Consider the following 16,879-nt stretch of genomic DNA (forward strand, 5'->3'; position numbering starts at 1 on the left):
AACATTCGTTTTCTCTATACGAATGACAAATAAAGGACTGAGAAAGGATAAGATTAGGAGGTGTTTATTATGGAACATCTTAAATTATTCGCAATGAAATTCATCTTCACGTTTGCGATCCTTTTCATTCTTTTAGGTGCTGGTTTTAATATCCCTTTTGGAGATGTTTTTCTTATCAGCTTAGTTCTTAGCCTAGTGGGCTATGCTGTAGGAGACCGAATCGTTCTTGACCGTACTAAAAACACTACAGCCACACTGATCGATGTAGTGTTAATTTTCGGTTTTGTCTATTTTATGACAGAAGCTCTTACAATCGGGGACGGAGTTCTCACCGCTTCCTTCCTTTCTGCACTCTCTTTAGCCACATTTGAATACTTCTTCCATCAAACTGTCGTCAGAACCATGGAAGAAAATGAAACCGACAACGATGCATTCACTCCAGCAGGAGAACTGCGCACAGAAGCCTCTGAAGAGCTGACGCCATACGAAGGTAATGATAAGAAATAATAGAAGACCTGCTCCCTCAAAATCAGGGGACCAGGTCTTCTATTTGATGGTCATTTCATTGTCGCATGTTGACAGATAACAGCTATGACAGAAACTCATGATTGCTTCTTGTTTTTACTTATTTAACCATTGTGACTGGACAGGACGCTACATGTAGGACATTAAAGCTAACACTGCCTACAATCTTACTTTTAATCGCACCTAATCCACGAGACCCCATTACGATACTATAGACATTGGATTCTTTTGCTTCTTTAGCAATTTCATAATCTGGTGAACCAATTCTCATTTTTGTGTGAACGGTTACCTCTGAATTTTCAACTACTTTCAGTGCACCATCAATCACTTCTTTGGCACTTTCCTGCTGATACTTACGCACTTCTTCTCTGCTTACAAACCGATTGATATTAGGGGAATTGTAATTATATTGAACATTTAAAAGAAGAATTTCTGCATCCATTACTTTCGCTATTTCCAATGCATGAAGTAAAGCTCTTATCGAGAAATCTGAACCATCAATCGGTACTAAAATTTTTTGCGACATTAGAATTCGCTCCTTCAAAGAAATATTTATGAATAGAATAGCTTCACAATAAAATTGAAAACGCTTCCGGTTGTTCTTATAAAAAAAGACCCTAGCTTTTCGAAGATACTTTTCCTTCGCTCGTTTTGCTAAAGGTTTCCTTAAGAATATTTTACCAAATTTGTTCTGTTATAAATACAAAAATTTCATCTTAGTTATGAATGGAAATCATTTTTAACAATGAGTATGAAGGAAGGAGAAGGTTTTATTAAGGGGGCATCATGAAGGAGTTACATTCCCTTGAAAGAAAATTAAAGCATAAAAAAACCACCAATGTATGTATTGGTGGAGACGGTGGGAGTCGAACCCACGTCCGGAGATATCGGCACTCGGGCTTCTACGAGTGTAGTTGATATATTATAGTTCACTGCCTCTTCAGCCTACCAACAGGCTTCCGAGGAGCTAGCCTGATTGTTCTCTTCGTTTTTCCTCAGGCGGTGGAAAAACGCGTAGCCCACTTTAGTTTGAGACCCTTCATCTAGCACATGGGCGATGCCAGGAAGGATCAGCTATAGTCTACTTACGCAGCTACAGCTAGGTTTTCGTTAGATTCGCCAGTTATATTTAGGCAAATGACGGTTTTACGAGGCGTCGCTCGACTCGCAACCCGAGCTCGACCTATCCCCGTCGAATCCGTAACGTCCCCGTTAGGATTAAGGGATAACAGTCAAGCTGTTCATCCATGTCGTGTTGACGACAAATACTATTATAGCAGAAATATAATATTTTTCAAGGGGGTATGCGTTAGCGAAGGCTGTCCTTGATTGCACGGTCGATCTCACGCTTCTGTTGTTTACGCTTCAGATCTTCTCGCTTATCATATTTCTTCTTGCCTCGACCAACTCCAACAAGCACTTTAGCCACACCATTCTTAATATATACTTTCAATGGAACTAAAGAATAACCTTTCTGCTGGGTTTGACCAATCAGCTGGTTGATTTCCTTTCGGTGCAGCAACAGCTTACGTGCCCGTGTTGGTTCATGGTTGTAAATATTCCCCTGCTCGTATGGAGAAATGTGCATGTTGTGTAAATACACTTCCCCTTTATTGATGCGGGCAAAGCTGTCTTTCAAGTTCAAACGTCCATTACGGATCGATTTGATTTCTGTCCCCTGTAAAACGATTCCTGCTTCAAATGTTTCTTCTATGGCAAAATCGTGACGGGCTTTTTTATTTTGAGCTAACGTTTTTCCATGTCCTCTTGGCATACCTTTTCCTCCTCTGTTGCGTCCCTTCATTGTACCAAAACTCATTGTCATTTCCAATTGATATCAAACGGATGAAATCTGATCTGTCTGAATAGACTTTTTCTGTCAGCGTGTGAGAATATAAAGTTGCACATGCTTGATAAAGGAGATACAACGAATGGAACAAGTCATGAACGTAAAACCATTAACGATAGAAGACTACCCCGCCCTCAATGAAATGGATACAGGGATAGAAGACGACTATGTGGTACGGATTTTTGATCGTCTCATCACTTCTGACAGTCATGAACTCTTCGGACTCTTTCAAAATGGACGGATGCTTGCTGTTGGCGGCTACAGCTTATTTGGTCAGGATAAATTCGCTATGCTCGGCCGGCTGCGAAGTGACCGCCGCTTTCATATGAAAGGAAACGCCACCGAATTACTCAAGCCTGTCGTTAATCAATTGAGAAGAGATCCAAGAGTAAGCTGGATCGGCGCAAATACACACCTTGGAAATTTACCTGCAAGACGTGTCCTTGAAAAACTCGGGATCGATCAAGGGCCAATCATCCATTACCTGATTTTAAAACACCCCGATTTGTTGACAGGACATACGCCAGGTCCTGTATGGAATCCTGTCCATGATTTAAAAAGAAAGCGCGGCCTGTTGACCGGTTTGGAAGAAAACTCCTTAGGAACTTTTCCATACGAATGCTACTATCCCTTCCCTTTTGACGAGGCTCTATTCACCGATGATTATTTACAGGCTTGCTCCTTTTTTGAGAATCCCGATCAAAGCCGGTTTGTCATCATAAAAAATGATACAAAGAAATACGATTATTCTCATGTCAAATACTTTTGGGACGATCATTATGCTCAACCCGGCTTGTTTGAAACCATCCTCCATCATTGGAATAACAACCCGGATAATGTCGGTTGCTGGATTGATTTTTCCGACCAGGGATTTAAGAACATTCCTGAACTGACCGCCTATGATGTCCAGGAACCATGGATTCTTTATGGCTCTTGGAAAAAGCCACAATTATGAAAATTCTCCTGCATATATTGACAAGCTCCTTCATAGTATTTAGAATCCTCTAAGGAAAAATTTTAACGCAAGAAAGGATTAAAGACTATGAACTTTATGCAAGCCGTACAGCTGTTAGATGAAGGTCATGCTTTGGAACGTCATACATGGAAAAGTTCCGGATATATCGTAAAAGATGAAAAAGGGAAAATTGTTTTCTTTGATCATAATGAACCTACTTTTTATTCCTTAACGACAGAAGATGCCCTCGCATCTGATTGGGAACAAACAGATAAAGATCAATGGACGATCGTTTCTGTCTCTCATGATCGCGAATTGATGCAGGGGAAACTTTTTGTTTCTTATCACATTTGCGCTGAAAACGGAGGCAGCATCATGAATAACCACCTCGTGGAAGCCGATGAATTGTCTCAGTGGTCCCGTTTCGTAAATCTGGACCTTACCAATTCGGCACGCTATTTGAATGAACAAGATGTAGCCACTGTTCAAAATACGATCAGTGCATAAAACTTCACTAAAAAACGCGCGAATGATTTCGCGCGTTTTTCTTATTTTTTCTTTTTGCTTCCTTTTTTAACGCCCTTGTTTCTGTAAAAAGGTTTGTTCCCTTTTTGTTTGTTTTTCTTCTTCTCTTTTTTGCGATCCGGTCCTTTGGACTTGATCTGTTTCGGACGCTCTGGGCGTTTCCGTTCTTTCCTCGGTTTCATGCCATCAATTTCGAAATCAACCACTCGCTCATCAATATTTACATTCGTCACCTTGATGGTTACTTCATCGCCGATACGGTAAACATTCCCTGTGCGTTCACCAATCATGGCATATTGCTTTTCATGGTAATGATAATAATCGTCGGTCAATGTACTAACGTGCACCAGTCCTTCAACGGTGTTCGGAAGTTCGACGAACATTCCAAAGCTTGTCACTGAACTGATAACACCTTCATATTCTTCTCCGATTTTATCCTGCATGAATTCTGCCTTTTTCAAATCATCCGTTTCTCGTTCTGCATCCACTGCCGCTCGTTCCATTTCTGAAGAATGGCGGGCGATTTCAGGCATTTGATCTTTCCAATGTTTCCGTGTCTTGTAATCCAGCTTCTCTTCAACTAAGTAAGTGCGGATCAGACGGTGGACGATCAAGTCCGGATACCGACGGATCGGGGAAGTGAAGTGAGTGTAGAAATCTGTGGCCAATCCGAAGTGACCGAGACCTTGAGGGTCATACTTCGCCTGCTGCATGGAACGCAGCATCAGTTTCGAGATAATCATATCTTCCTGTGTGCCCTTAACTTCTTCCAGCACCTTCTGTAAAGCCTGCGGATGCACATTATCGGCCGTTCCTTTTACTGAATACCCCATATTGGCAACAAACTCAAAAAAGTTCTGGAGCTTATCTTCATCCGGATCCTGGTGAATACGGTGAATGAACGGAACATCCATCCAGTGGAAATGTTCAGCTACAGTTTCGTTCGCAGCCAACATGAACTCTTCAATCAAACGCTCTGCGACAGAACGCTCACGCAAGCGGACATCGACAGCTTTACCTTCTTCATCAACGACCACTCCGGCTTCTTTAAAGTCAAAATCAATCGCTCCGCGACCCATTCTTTTTCCTCTCAAAATACTCGCCAGCTTCTCCATATCTCTGAACATAGGCACAAGCTCTTCATATTTTTTGATCAATTCAGGATCCTCGTCCTGTAAAATGCTGTTCACATCTTTATAGGTCATTCGTTCATTGGTCTTAATGACACTTTGGAAAATTTCGTGGTTCACGACTTCTCCATGGCTGTTGATTTCCATTTCACAAGTCAATGTCAGACGATCCACTTGTGGATTCAAGGAGCAGATCCCGTTGGATAAACGGTGCGGGATCATTGGAATAACACGATCCACTAAATACACACTCGTCGCACGTTCCCTCGCTTCCTGATCGATCGGAGAGCCTTCTTCAACATAATAGGTGACATCAGCAATGGAAACGCCGAGTTTATAGTTGCCGTTATCAAGCTTTTTGACCATGACGGCATCATCAAGGTCCTTAGCGTCCGCTCCATCAATCGTAACGATCATTTCATCACGCAGATCGCGGCGGTTTTTGATTTCATCTGGGTGGATTTCATCCGGCGTGTCTGCCGCTTGTTGCAACACTTCCTCTGGAAAGTCCACTTTGATGCCATGCTTATAAATGATGGAGATGATATCAATACCAGGGTCATTTTTATGGCCGAGAATTTCTACGATTTCCCCTTCAGCACTCATACGATCTTCCGGGAACTTCGTTATATTCACGATCACTTTATGTCCATCGATGGCGCCATTGTTCTGACTCTTCGGAATGAAGATATCATTTGGAATCCGCTTATCATCGGCAATGACAAAACCGAAATTGCGGCTGGATTCGTATGTTCCAACGACACGCGTCGTGGCCCTTTCCAAAATACGGATGACCGTACCTTCCGGCCGCGTCCCATCCTCTTTCCGTTTTTCAATACGGACAAGAACTTTATCATTGTTCATGGCTGAATGAAGGTCGGAATGATGAATGTACACATCATCCTTGTCTTCCTCATCAGGGATTAGAAAAGCGAAGCCTTTCGCATGCATTTGAATACGTCCGCGAATCAGGTTCATCTTCTCCGGAAGACCAAAGCGGTTTTTACGCGTCCGCACAAGCTCTCCCTCTTCCTCAAGCTCATTCAGTACCTTCATGAGGTCCTTGAATTCATCAGAACTCCCAAGTTCTAATGTCTCTTCAAGTTCTTGTACAGATAGTGGTTTTGATGCTGTTTCTTTGAAAAAGTCTAAAATTTGCTGTTTTAACTCTATACTCAATTGTCTTACCTCCTTTTAAATGAAGGACAAGACTCCGGCGTCATGACCAGTCCAGAGACTCTAGGAAAGCGAGGACGTCTTCGTGCAGCTGCTCTTTTTCCTTATCCATTGTGATCACGTGACCAGAGTTTTTGTACCATTTAATATCTTTTTGATCAGCTTCTACTTGTTCATAAATATAGTTTGCACTTTCTGTGTTAATCATTTCATCATTTTCTGCTTGTACAACAAAGGTAGGAGTATAAATTTGATCGACTTCGTCATGAACCTCTGTAATAAATCCGCCCAATTGCTTGAACATCTCTTTTGATTCATCCAGAAGCTCCTCTACTTCGCGATCGATAGTTTCTTTATCTTTTCCTTCTAGTTGTTTATACTGCCTTGCTTTGAATTCAAAACCTTGGGTTAATTGTTTCTCATTGTCAAAAAACATCGGGGAACACATCGTAATGATTCCTTTGATTGGTTCCGAATAAGCAAGTTTCAGGCCAAGGACGCCTCCAAGTGACAATCCGGCGACAGCAATTTTCTCATACCCAAGCTCGCGCAAATGGTTCAAGGCGTTTTGAACATCCGCCCACCAATCTTCAGGTCTTGCCTCGATCAATGCCTCAAGCTCTTGTCCATGCCCTGCATAAATAGGTGCATGTGTCGTATAGCCGTGCTTTTGTAAAAACCGGCCAAGCATCCGCACATCGGCAGAGTGACCAGTAAAACCATGTAGTAATAATACCGCACGTTCTCCTTCCTCAAACGTAAATGGCTGAGGTTGTTTAATTTTCATGTCATTCTCTCCTTACTTCATCTATGTCCTGTTTTTAAGATTTCATTCTAAAGTGCAATGTATTCTATTTTACCAAAATTAAGTTCCCCTGGCACATTTTGAACCTGAATTACCTTTTCACCTTATTATTAAGCTAAATGGCAGGATTATGGAAGACTTGATTTTGAGATGTTCCGGGGTTCGTTTGCTGTGTTGAGCGGTGGGGGGTGGCTGGGAAGCGCCGAGCTTTCCTGTGGGGGAGCGCCGAGCTTTCTCGGACTACGTCCTGCGGGATCTCGTCTATCTCCTTCTCCCACGGAAGTCTCGCAGCTTCCCAACCACCCCTTCGAGAATTGAGATAAACGAACCCCTTTACTGTGGGAGGGTGCCTTCCACTACCTTAGTGTTATAAGCATAAAGCGCTCTATAACAAACTTTTAGCATGTAAAATAGTGTCCTTAGGAGTTGATTCCCCTCCAATTACCATGTGCATAAGAGCTGCTTATTCCGGAAGTGGTTTCGAGATACTTGTATGGCAAAGGGCGAAGGGGAATGGCGAGACTCCTATTCTAAGTGTGCAGGCGCCTCGATCAGCGGCGTATGGACTGGACTGAGCTGGCGGAGATAAAGGAAACACGAAGAACGGAGTGGTTCGATGTTGACTTATCGTACAGAAGCGAGGGAAGTCTCACTAGCCGCTAGGCGCCGGAACCGGATATCGAAGAGGGAAAAAGTGCATGGTGAGACCCCACAGAACGCAGTCCGAGGAGGCTCACCGCGCTCCCGCGGAAAGCGAGCTATTACCTGCAGCCCCCATCCACTCAATAAAAGTCTCGAAACTGAGCCTTCCACAATCAGAAGCTTTAGCTAGTTAAGTTTTGAATTAGGAGAACATAAAAAAACTGCGCTTCGTTTTATGAAGCGCAGTCTTTTTGATTAACCGAGGATATATGCAGTTAAGAAAGCTAAAACAAAGAAAAGAACGCCTGTTACTACCGTTGCTTTGTGCAACACTGCGTCAATTCCCCGTGCTTTCTGCTTCCCAAATAGTTGTTCCGCTCCGCCAGAAATCGCTCCGGAAAGACCGGCACTCTTTCCGGATTGCAATAGTACAAGGACGATCATTGCAATCGTGTTGATGGTTAGTAAAGTAATTGCAAGTGTTTCCATGATGTGCCCACACCTCCTAAAAACGTACAGATAACTAGTTTAAATGTAGCATAAAAGCCTTTCATCAGCAAGCTTATTCTAAATTCATAAAAGGTTTATACACAGGTAACGGACGAACTGAAAAAAAAAGAATGTCGTATAGGAAATAAAACTTATTTAATGATAGAAAGGACAAATTATTTTTGCAGAAGATTCTTTGGGTACGGACCGCTTCTTATAAGGGTGATATAAAATCTTAATCTTATTCAATCTGCTCATCTTTGAACAGTTATGAATGGTTTTGATTGATTTTGAAAGTTTATGGTTGATTTTTGTAAGGGTTTTCTTTTATTATAAATATAGAAGACATGCAAGGAGTGTAGGAACATGCTTACACCAGAGCGCCAACAACTTATATTAAAAACAGTCAAAAACGATCATACATCCAAAATCAAACGTTTAGTTGAAGTGACAGGTGCATCAGAATCGACCATTCGCCGTGATTTAGATCAGTTGGAAGAACAAGGACTCTTAAGGCGCGTCCATGGGGGAGCGTCATTAAGAAGCTCCGCGAGTGAAGAACCGACCATGAGGGAAAAAGTCACAAAGTTTCACAGCGAAAAACAAGCGATCGCCCAATTCTCCGCCTCCCTTGTGCAGGAGGGAGACTGTATTTTCATTGATGCTGGTTCGACCACTTTTGAAATGATTCCTTTCCTTAAAGAGAAAAATATCATTGTCGTAACGAATGGTTTGAGTCACCTGGATGCCTTGAACACCCATCAGATCAAAACCTACGTCCTTGGCGGTCTTGTTAAACACCAGACAGGCGCGGTTGTCGGAGCCGGTGCGATTCAAAACCTTCAACAATACCGCTTCGACCAATGTTTCATGGGAGCGAACGGAGTCACCCTACAGGATGGGTACACAACACCCGATCCCGAAGAAGCGGCGATTAAACAGATGACGTTGAACTTATCGAAGAATCGTTACGTCCTTGCCGATCATTCCAAATTTGAGAAGGTCGCTTTCATGAAGTTCTCTAATCTGTCAGAAGCAGAAATCATTACAGATTATAATGGTGCATCAATTGAAGACTATCGTAAGAAAACGAATATAAAGGTTGTGACAACATGATTTACACGTGTACATTAAACCCTTCCATCGATTACATCATGAACGTTGAAGCATTTGAAGCAGGGGCTTTGAACCGGGCAAAAGAAACCTTCTATTACCCTGGGGGGAAAGGCATAAACGTTTCTCGTGTCATGAACCGCCTTGGTGTCAAAACCAAAGCGCTCGGGTATATCGGCGGCTTTACAGGTGCTTTTGTCCAACAGTTTTTAAATCAGGAAGCCATTGACCATGCTTTTATCGAAACATCACAAACGACAAGAGTAAACGTGAAGTTGAAAAGTAACAACGAAACAGAAATCAACGGCCCTGGAGCGGAAATATCAGAACCTTTACAGGAAGAACTTTTAGAGCAAGTGAAAAACCTTTCAAATAAAGACACACTTGTACTAGCAGGAAGTCTTCCCTCTTCCCTGCCGTCCGACTTTTATATAACCATGGCTTCAATCTGTGCTGAAAATGGAACAAAAGTCGTTGCCGATACGTCAGGGAAAGCATTGGAACAATTGCTCGGCCACCCGCTCTTCCTATTGAAACCGAACCATCATGAATTGGGTGAGCTTTTCAACGTTGAGATAGATACAAAAGAAAAGGCAGCCCTTTACGGAAGGAAGTTAATCCAACAAGGCGTTGAGCACGTCATTGTATCCATGGGCGGAGAGGGCGCTGTTTATGTGGGGCAGAACCAGGAAATGTTCGCCAATGTACCTCAAGGTCATGTGAAAAACTCTGTCGGAGCGGGAGATTCCGTTGTATCGGGTTTTCTAGCAGGACTGGAAAAAGACGAACCAATTGAACAAGCTTTCCGTTATGGTGTGGCTTCAGGAAGTGCCACAGCTTTTCAGGATGACCTTTGTCAAAAAGAAGATGTAGAACGGTTGCTGACTGAAATCCACGTTTCCAATATAAACTAAGGGGAGTGAATCACCATGAAAATTACAGATTTACTGACGAAAGAAACCATCGTATTGAATATGTCTGCCTCTTCCAAGCCAGAAGCAATCGATGAGCTTGTCGGTCAATTGGACCGTGCCGGTAAGCTGAATGATCGCGATGATTTCAAGCAAGCCATTGAGGCTCGGGAAGAGCAAAGCACCACAGGAATTGGAGAAGGAATTGCCATCCCGCACGCGAAAACTTCTGCCGTAAAGGATCCTGCCATCGCTTTTGGAAGGTCGCAGGATGGATTAGATTATGAATCCTTGGACGGACAGCCGACGAACCTCTTTTTCATGATTGCAGCTTCTGAAGGCGCTAACAACACACATTTAGAAACACTGTCCCGTCTTTCTTCCTTTTTAATGGATAATAAATTCCGTGAACAACTGGAAGCAGCCAAAACAGAAGCTGATGTGATCGAAGCCATTAACGCAAAAGAAGCAGAAGAAGATGGAGAGGAAGAGACGGCAGAACAGCCAGCAGGAAAAATTTTGGCCGTCACTGCATGTCCAACAGGTATTGCCCACACCTTTATGGCCGCTGATAAATTGAAAGCTACGGCAAAGGAAATGGGTGTAAATATTAAAGTCCAAACCAATGGATCTGGCGGTATAAAGAACCGACTGACCAAGGAAGATATTGCAGAAGCGGACGCCATTATCGTTGCAGCAGATACGAAAGTCGATATGGAGCCGTTCAATGGCAAGCCTGTTATTGAAGTTCCGGTCGCTAAAGCGATTCACGAACCAAAAGAATTGATTAACAAAGCAGTAAATAAAGATGCACCTATTTATCAAGATGGTGGAAGCAATAAAGATACATCGGATGAAAAAGGTCAGCGCAAAGGTGTCTATAAACACTTGATGAATGGTGTTTCGAACATGCTTCCATTCGTTGTTGGTGGCGGAATTTTAATTGCCATCTCCTTCTTTTTCGGTATTGAGTCTGATAATCGCTTCGCACAAATGCTAAGTACTATTGGCGGAGATGCTGCCTTCTTCTTACTCGTCCCTGTCTTGGCCGGTTTTATTGCGATGAGCATCGCTGATCGTCCTGGTTTTGCTCCTGGTATGATTGGTGGTTTTATTGCTATAACACAGACGGTCGAAGGTGCGGGTAATGGATCTGGCTTCTTAGGCGGTCTCATTGCCGGTTTCTTAGCTGGTTATCTGACATTGCTTATTAAGAAATGGTTAGAAGGTTTACCAGCAATTCTTGATGGTATGAAAACGGTCCTTTTCTATCCGGTCCTTGCGATTTTCGGAACAGGAATGATTATGTTACTAATTAACCCTGCGTTGACTAGTGTCTACACGGCTCTATTCGGTTTCTTAGAAAGTATGAGCGGATCCAACTTAGCTCTGCTTGGATTAATTGTCGGTGGCATGATGGCTGTTGATATGGGAGGTCCAGTAAACAAAGCTGCCTACACATTCGGAATTGCGGCACTTGATGCAGGGAACTATACATTTATAGCAGCTGCGATGGCTGGTGGCATGGTTCCACCACTTGCGATGGGCTTAGCAACGACCCTTTTCAAAAATAAATTCACGAAACAAGAGCGTGAAACAGGGAAAGCCGCTTACCCACTTGGAGCATTCTTCATCACAGAAGGAGCAATCCCATTCGCCGCAGCGGATCCCGCTCGTGTCATCCCATCCATGGTCGCAGGTAGTGCTTTGACTGGTATGCTGACCATGTTATTCGGGATCGGGCTGCGCGCCCCGCACGGCGGTATTATTGTTGCTCCGCTCGTAGAAGGTGGGTTCATGCAAATCGTCCTTTATCTAGTGGCAATCATTGCCGGTGCAATTCTTTCAGCAATTGTTGTAGGATTCTTGAAAAAAGACCTCCAAAAGGCTTAAAATAATAAAGTTAGGGTAACTCATAAACAATAGCATGTTTTTAAGGAGGAATTATAATGGTAGAGAAAACATTTAAAATTACATCGTCCGACGGTGTTCACGCTCGTCCAGCAACAGTACTTGTACAAAATGCAGGAAAGTACGAGTCTGATATCAACCTACATTACAAAGAAAAATCCGTAAATCTCAAATCCATCATGGGAATCATGAGTCTTGGGATCCCTGCAGACGCTGAAGTCAAAATCACAGCGGAAGGCAGTGACGAACAAGAAGCGATCGACCATTTGGAAACAACAATGAAGAACGAAGGCTTGGGGGAATAACAGCATGACACAGCTTCAAGGTATTGCAGCTTCCAGCGGAATTGCCATTGCAAAAGTGTACCGCTTGGAAGCTCCGGACCTTTCTTTCGATAAGAAAGATATTGATCAGCCGGAACAAGAAGTCAAACGCCTGCATGAGGCTCTGGATACATCAAAATCAGAGCTGGAAAAAATTAAAGAACATACAAGAAAATCTTTAGGTGATGAACACGCGGAAATCTTTTCTGCTCACCTATTGGTCTTGAGCGATCCAGAATTGATTCAACCGATTGAAGATAAGATCAAGAGCGAAAATGTTAACGCAGAAGCGGCTCTTTCTGAGACGGCAAACATGTTCATTGACATGTTCAAAGGCATGGATAATGAATACATGCGCGAACGTGCGGCAGACATCCAGGACGTAACTAAACGTGTAATGGCCCACCTTCTTGGTGTGACTTTCCCGGATCCTGCACTCATCAATGAAGAAGTTGTCATCGTTGCAGACGATTTGACACCTTCCGATACCGCTCAATTGAACAAACAATACGTAAAAGGGTTCACGACTGATATCGGAGGCCGTACGTCTCACTCGGCCATCATGGCTCGTTCTCTTGAGATCCCTGCAGTCGTTGGAACGAAAAATATCACTTCCCAGGCTGGAAAGGATACCATGATCATCGTCGACGGAATTAATGGTGATGTCATCATTGACCCTAGCGAAGATCAAATTGCAGAATACAAGCAAAAACAGGACGATTTCGAGAAGCAGAAACAAGAATGGGCGAAGCTTAAAGATGAAGCGACCGTCACTTCTGAAGGCGATCACGTAGAACTTGTAGCCAACATTGGAACTCCTGACGACGTTGAAGGCGTTCTGAACAACGGAGGCGAAGGTGTCGGCCTTTACCGTACAGAATTCCTTTATATGGGCAAAAGCCAGCTTCCGACAGAGGAAGAGCAGTTCGATGCTTACTCTTCTGTGTTGAAGCAAATGGGAGACAAGCCAGTCGTCGTACGTACACTGGATATCGGTGGTGACAAGGAGCTTGACTACTTGGATCTACCTGAGGAAATGAACCCATTCCTTGGTTACCGTGCGATCCGCCTTTGCCTGGAGCGCGACGATATTTTCCGCGTTCAACTTCGTGCATTGCTACGTGCCAGTGTCCACGGAAACTTGAAAATCATGTTCCCTATGATTGCTACGCTGGAAGAATTCCGTCAAGCTAAAGCGATCCTTGACGAAGAACGCGCGAACCTTAAGGAAGAAGGTCATGATGTTTCAGATGAAATCGAAGTCGGAATGATGGTTGAAATTCCTGCAACAGCAGTGATTGCCCGTCAGTTCGCTAAAGAAGTCGATTTCTTCAGTATTGGTACCAATGACTTGATTCAATATACAATGGCAGCAGACCGTATGAACGAACGCGTGTCTTACTTGTATCAGCCTTACAACCCGGCGATTCTCAACCTCGTCAACAATGTGATCGAAGCAGCACATGCGGAAGGCAAATGGGCTGGCATGTGCGGGGAAATGGCTGGAGATGAAATTGCCATTCCGCTTCTACTTGGACTTGGTTTGGATGAATTCAGCATGAGTGCAACATCCATCCTGCCTGCCCGTACGCAGATCAGAGATCTATCCAGGAAGGAATGGACTTCTTATAAAGAAGAAATCCTTTCTATGGGTACAGCAGAAGAAGTTGTGGCTTTTGTTAAAGAAAAAACACAAACGAAGTAGTATTTGTAGTATGAGTGTGGGACAATAGGTGTGTGCCGACTTCCTTTCGGCTAGTTCATGAGAAAGAGATGTGTTTCCATGACATTTACTGTGATCTTGATTGTATGTATCGCCATTGTTTTAGGGATTGCCGCCATGTTCGGTATGGCTGTCTCTAAAGGCTACGATTACAAGCACACCGTTGACCCGTTACCAGACGACAAACATCATAAAGATGAGCATAAAAAAGCTGACGCTTAACCATAGCGTCAGCTTTTTTCTTTTCCATCATACAGGGAAAGTTTTTTCTGTATCGGTGTGCGTATCTTCGGCTTCGGAATTCTTTTAGGGTAGCCCATCTGTAACACAGAAACCAATTTAAAACGCTGGCTGTCCAGCCCAATATCTTGATAAAATTGATTATCATGCAAATATGGACTCGTCGTCCAAAGAACGCCTACGCCTGCTTCCCATGCCAAAAGCTGAACATTTTGTATATAGGCACAAACAGCGGCATAATCTTCTTCATACTTCCGAATATCCTCATCTCTTTCCATATAAATCAAAGCGTGATGAGGAATATTTAATAAGAAGTCCTGAATTCCGTCCTGCAGTCTTTGGGTTTTGTTTAAGTCATAGCCATCAAAGAACCCTTGCCTTTGATAACTTTTCATTACGGCCTGGGCATACGCTTCTTTCCCTTTATCCTGGTATAATCGTATATGCCACGGCTCTTTCATCCGATGGTTAGGCGCCCATGCAGCTTCACCAAAAATACGTGACAGTACTTCATGATCCACTTTTTCCTCTTTATATTCATTAATCGAGCGGCGGGTCCGAATCGCTTCCATCAATTCCATCACGTACACCTCACAACATGATCAACTTTGTCACAGGTTGTCCCATCCAATAGCCCCATTCACGCAAGAAGAATGGCACTTTCGTTTCCATACTTTTATATGCTGAATACTCAGTCGGGACACCTTCGACCTCCATATCCAGTTTCTCAGCCATAGCCACAGCTCTTTTCAAATGAAATTGGTCGCTGACAATTAAAAAAGAACGGATTCCTTTTTCATGACTGACTTCTTTCGCATTACTCAAGTTATCTTCGGTGATTAGTGATCGATCCTCAAACAGAATATCCTCTTCTTTTACTCCATGATCCATCGCATAGTCTTTTCCTACTTCTGCTTCAGAAGAGGCTGCTTGTTCACTTTTACCACCTGTGAGAATCAAGTATTCAACTTGTTCTTCTTTATACAACTCAATCCCCTGCTTCAAACGCCCCTCAAAAACAGGACTTGGCTTTCCATTCCATTGGGCGGCACCGAGGACAATGGCTGCATCGGCTTCTGATGCTTTTTCATCTCCATAGGTCCATACGGAATACCCCGTGTATAATGCATAGCCTAGCATCAAGAATAAAATGATCTGAATGAATCTTTTCATATCTTCTGGTTCTCCTACTCCCTGAATATATGTTCCATCATATCATAGAAAAAAGCCTCTCTGAATCATCAGAGAGGCTCATTTTAAAACTTATTTATTCAAGTTGTAGAATGCTTTCTCGCCAGCGTATGTCGCTGTTCCAAGCAGCTGGTCTTCAATACGAAGAAGCTGGTTGTACTTCGCCACACGGTCCGTACGGGAAGGAGCACCTGTTTTGATTTGTCCTGCATTTGTCGCAACAGCGATGTCCGCGATGGTTGCATCTTCTGTTTCACCAGAACGGTGAGAGATGACAGCAGTGTAACCTGCGCGCTTCGCCATTTCGATCGCTTCAAATGTTTCTGTAAGTGTACCGATTTGGTTCACTTTGATTAGAATGGAGTTGCCAACGCCTTCTTCAATCGCACGGCCCAGCTTCTCTGTGTTAGTTACGAACAGGTCGTCACCGACAAGCTGTACGCGGTCTCCGATACGGTCTGTAAGAAGTTTCGTTCCTTCCCAGTCGTTTTCGTCAAGACCATCTTCGATTGAAACGATTGGATATTTGTTCACAAGCTCTTCATACCAATCAACCATTTCTTCAGACGTACGTACAACACCTTCACCTATCAGGTTGTACTTGCCATCTTCATAAATCTCAGAAGAGGCAACGTCCATCGCAAGCTTCACTTCAGCATCAGGCTTGTAGCCAGCAGCTTCAATCGCTTCGATGATTGTAGATAGAGCTTCTTCGTTGGAACCTAAGTCTGGAGCGAAGCCACCTTCATCACCTACGCCAGTGTTATATCCTTTGCTTCCAAGAACTTTTTTAAGTGAGTGGAAAATTTCTGCACCCATGCGTAGAGCTTCTTTGAAAGTTGGCGCACCAACTGGCATGATCATGAATTCCTGAATATCTACGTTGTTGTCTGCGTGCTCTCCACCGTTCAGAATGTTCATCATTGGTGTTGGAAGGGTAGCCGCTGTGAATCCTCCAAGATACTTGTAAAGTGGAAGACCTACAACGTCTGCAGCCGCGTGTGCAACCGCCATGGATACACCAAGGATCGCGTTTGCGCCAAGGTTACCTTTGTTTTCTGTACCATCAAGTTCTCTCATCATTTGGTCGATGATCACTTGTTGAGTCACGTCCATACCAAGAAGGTTTGGAGCAATTTTTTCGTTTACGTTATCCACAGCGTTTTGTACACCTTTGCCAAGGTAACGTTCTTTGTCACCATCACGAAGCTCTACTGCTTCGTATTCACCAGTAGAAGCACCACTTGGAACAAGTGCTGTACCGAAAGCTCCTGATTCTGTATAAACTTCTACTTCAACAGTCGGGTTACCACGAGAGTCAAGGACTTCACGTGCATATACGTCAGTAATGTAAGGCATGAATATCTCTCC

General features: G+C 43.4%; 17 protein-coding genes and 1 other RNA gene. 9 read left to right on the forward strand and 9 right to left on the reverse strand.

Annotation, left to right across the window (positions count from 1 at the left end; genetic code table 11):
- Positions 1-69 precede the first annotated feature (69 nt).
- Positions 70-507, forward strand: coding sequence for a YndM family protein (locus ACJA3J_RS16815; protein ID WP_406944657.1), 438 nt, complete (start codon positions 70-72; stop codon positions 505-507).
- Between the two features lie 118 nt (positions 508-625).
- Here ACJA3J_RS16815 and ACJA3J_RS16820 read toward each other — a convergent pair whose 3' ends face one another.
- From ACJA3J_RS16820 to smpB, 3 genes are all read right to left on the reverse strand, one after another.
- A complete protein-coding gene (locus ACJA3J_RS16820) occupies positions 626-1,051 on the reverse strand; it encodes a universal stress protein (protein ID WP_406944658.1) in 426 nt (141 codons plus the stop codon).
- Positions 1,052-1,373: 322 nt separating this feature from the next.
- Positions 1,374-1,736, reverse strand: a transfer-messenger RNA (tmRNA) gene (ssrA, locus tag ACJA3J_RS16825).
- 98 nt (positions 1,737-1,834) lie between these two features.
- Positions 1,835-2,299 (reverse strand): SsrA-binding protein SmpB, encoded by a 465-nt coding sequence (gene smpB / locus ACJA3J_RS16830; protein WP_089651385.1) that lies wholly within the window; start codon positions 2,297-2,299, stop codon positions 1,835-1,837.
- A 157-nt stretch (positions 2,300-2,456) separates the two neighbouring features.
- Between smpB and ACJA3J_RS16835 the strand changes: the two genes are divergently transcribed.
- Positions 2,457-3,329, forward strand: a complete 873-nt coding sequence (locus tag ACJA3J_RS16835; protein WP_115894158.1) for a GNAT family N-acetyltransferase — start codon at positions 2,457-2,459, stop codon at positions 3,327-3,329.
- Between the two features lie 87 nt (positions 3,330-3,416).
- Positions 3,417-3,836 (forward strand): hypothetical protein, encoded by a 420-nt coding sequence (locus ACJA3J_RS16840; protein ID WP_089651383.1) that lies wholly within the window; start codon positions 3,417-3,419, stop codon positions 3,834-3,836.
- Positions 3,837-3,877: 41 nt separating this feature from the next.
- On the opposite strand, the gene rnr is transcribed toward ACJA3J_RS16840, so the two are convergent.
- The 3 genes from rnr to secG all read right to left on the reverse strand — a co-directional run bounded on the left by rnr (position 3,878) and on the right by secG (position 8,096).
- Positions 3,878-6,163: a ribonuclease R gene (gene rnr / locus ACJA3J_RS16845; protein WP_089651382.1), complete on the reverse strand. Its 2,286-nt coding sequence runs from the start codon at positions 6,161-6,163 to the stop codon at positions 3,878-3,880.
- 40 nt (positions 6,164-6,203) lie between these two features.
- Positions 6,204-6,947, reverse strand: a complete 744-nt coding sequence (locus ACJA3J_RS16850) for a carboxylesterase (RefSeq protein ID WP_089651381.1) — start codon at positions 6,945-6,947, stop codon at positions 6,204-6,206.
- A 915-nt stretch (positions 6,948-7,862) separates the two neighbouring features.
- The gene (gene secG / locus ACJA3J_RS16855) at positions 7,863-8,096 is read right to left on the reverse strand and encodes a preprotein translocase subunit SecG (protein ID WP_089651380.1); all 234 of its coding nucleotides are present in this window, start codon (positions 8,094-8,096) and stop codon (positions 7,863-7,865) included.
- A gap of 366 nt (positions 8,097-8,462) precedes the next feature.
- Between secG and ACJA3J_RS16860 the strand changes: the two genes are divergently transcribed.
- From ACJA3J_RS16860 to ytzI, 6 genes are all read left to right on the forward strand, one after another.
- Positions 8,463-9,212, forward strand: coding sequence for a DeoR/GlpR family DNA-binding transcription regulator (locus tag ACJA3J_RS16860; protein WP_406944659.1), 750 nt, complete (start codon positions 8,463-8,465; stop codon positions 9,210-9,212).
- Complete coding sequence (gene pfkB / locus ACJA3J_RS16865; RefSeq protein WP_406944660.1) at positions 9,209-10,123, forward strand: 1-phosphofructokinase; 915 nt, start codon at positions 9,209-9,211, stop codon at positions 10,121-10,123. Before ACJA3J_RS16860 ends, pfkB begins: the two co-directional genes overlap by 4 nt.
- Positions 10,124-10,138: 15 nt before the next feature.
- Complete coding sequence (locus tag ACJA3J_RS16870) at positions 10,139-12,013, forward strand: fructose-specific PTS transporter subunit EIIC (RefSeq protein ID WP_406944661.1); 1,875 nt, start codon at positions 10,139-10,141, stop codon at positions 12,011-12,013.
- 56 nt (positions 12,014-12,069) lie between these two features.
- The gene (locus ACJA3J_RS16875) at positions 12,070-12,336 is read left to right on the forward strand and encodes a phosphocarrier protein HPr (protein ID WP_035506024.1); all 267 of its coding nucleotides are present in this window, start codon (positions 12,070-12,072) and stop codon (positions 12,334-12,336) included.
- Between the two features lie 4 nt (positions 12,337-12,340).
- Positions 12,341-14,059 (forward strand): phosphoenolpyruvate--protein phosphotransferase, encoded by a 1,719-nt coding sequence (gene ptsP / locus ACJA3J_RS16880; RefSeq protein WP_406944662.1) that lies wholly within the window; start codon positions 12,341-12,343, stop codon positions 14,057-14,059.
- A gap of 78 nt (positions 14,060-14,137) precedes the next feature.
- Positions 14,138-14,299 carry a YtzI protein gene (gene ytzI, locus ACJA3J_RS16885; protein WP_089651375.1) on the forward strand — a complete coding sequence of 54 codons (162 nt, stop codon included), beginning with the start codon at positions 14,138-14,140 and terminating at the stop codon, positions 14,297-14,299.
- A gap of 8 nt (positions 14,300-14,307) precedes the next feature.
- Here ytzI and ACJA3J_RS16890 read toward each other — a convergent pair whose 3' ends face one another.
- From ACJA3J_RS16890 to eno, 3 genes are all read right to left on the reverse strand, one after another.
- Entirely contained in the window at positions 14,308-14,898 is a 591-nt protein-coding gene (locus ACJA3J_RS16890; protein ID WP_406944663.1) for a nitroreductase, read from the reverse strand.
- A gap of 10 nt (positions 14,899-14,908) precedes the next feature.
- Complete coding sequence (locus tag ACJA3J_RS16895) at positions 14,909-15,490, reverse strand: YdcF family protein (RefSeq protein ID WP_406944664.1); 582 nt, start codon at positions 15,488-15,490, stop codon at positions 14,909-14,911.
- Positions 15,491-15,580: 90 nt separating this feature from the next.
- Positions 15,581-16,867, reverse strand: a complete 1,287-nt coding sequence (gene eno / locus ACJA3J_RS16900) for a phosphopyruvate hydratase (RefSeq protein ID WP_406944665.1) — start codon at positions 16,865-16,867, stop codon at positions 15,581-15,583.
- Positions 16,868-16,879 lie beyond the last annotated feature (12 nt).

This window comes from Halobacillus sp. SY10 (genome assembly GCF_045401165.1).
Lineage (GTDB): Bacteria > Bacillota > Bacilli > Bacillales > Halobacillaceae > Halobacillus > Halobacillus aidingensis.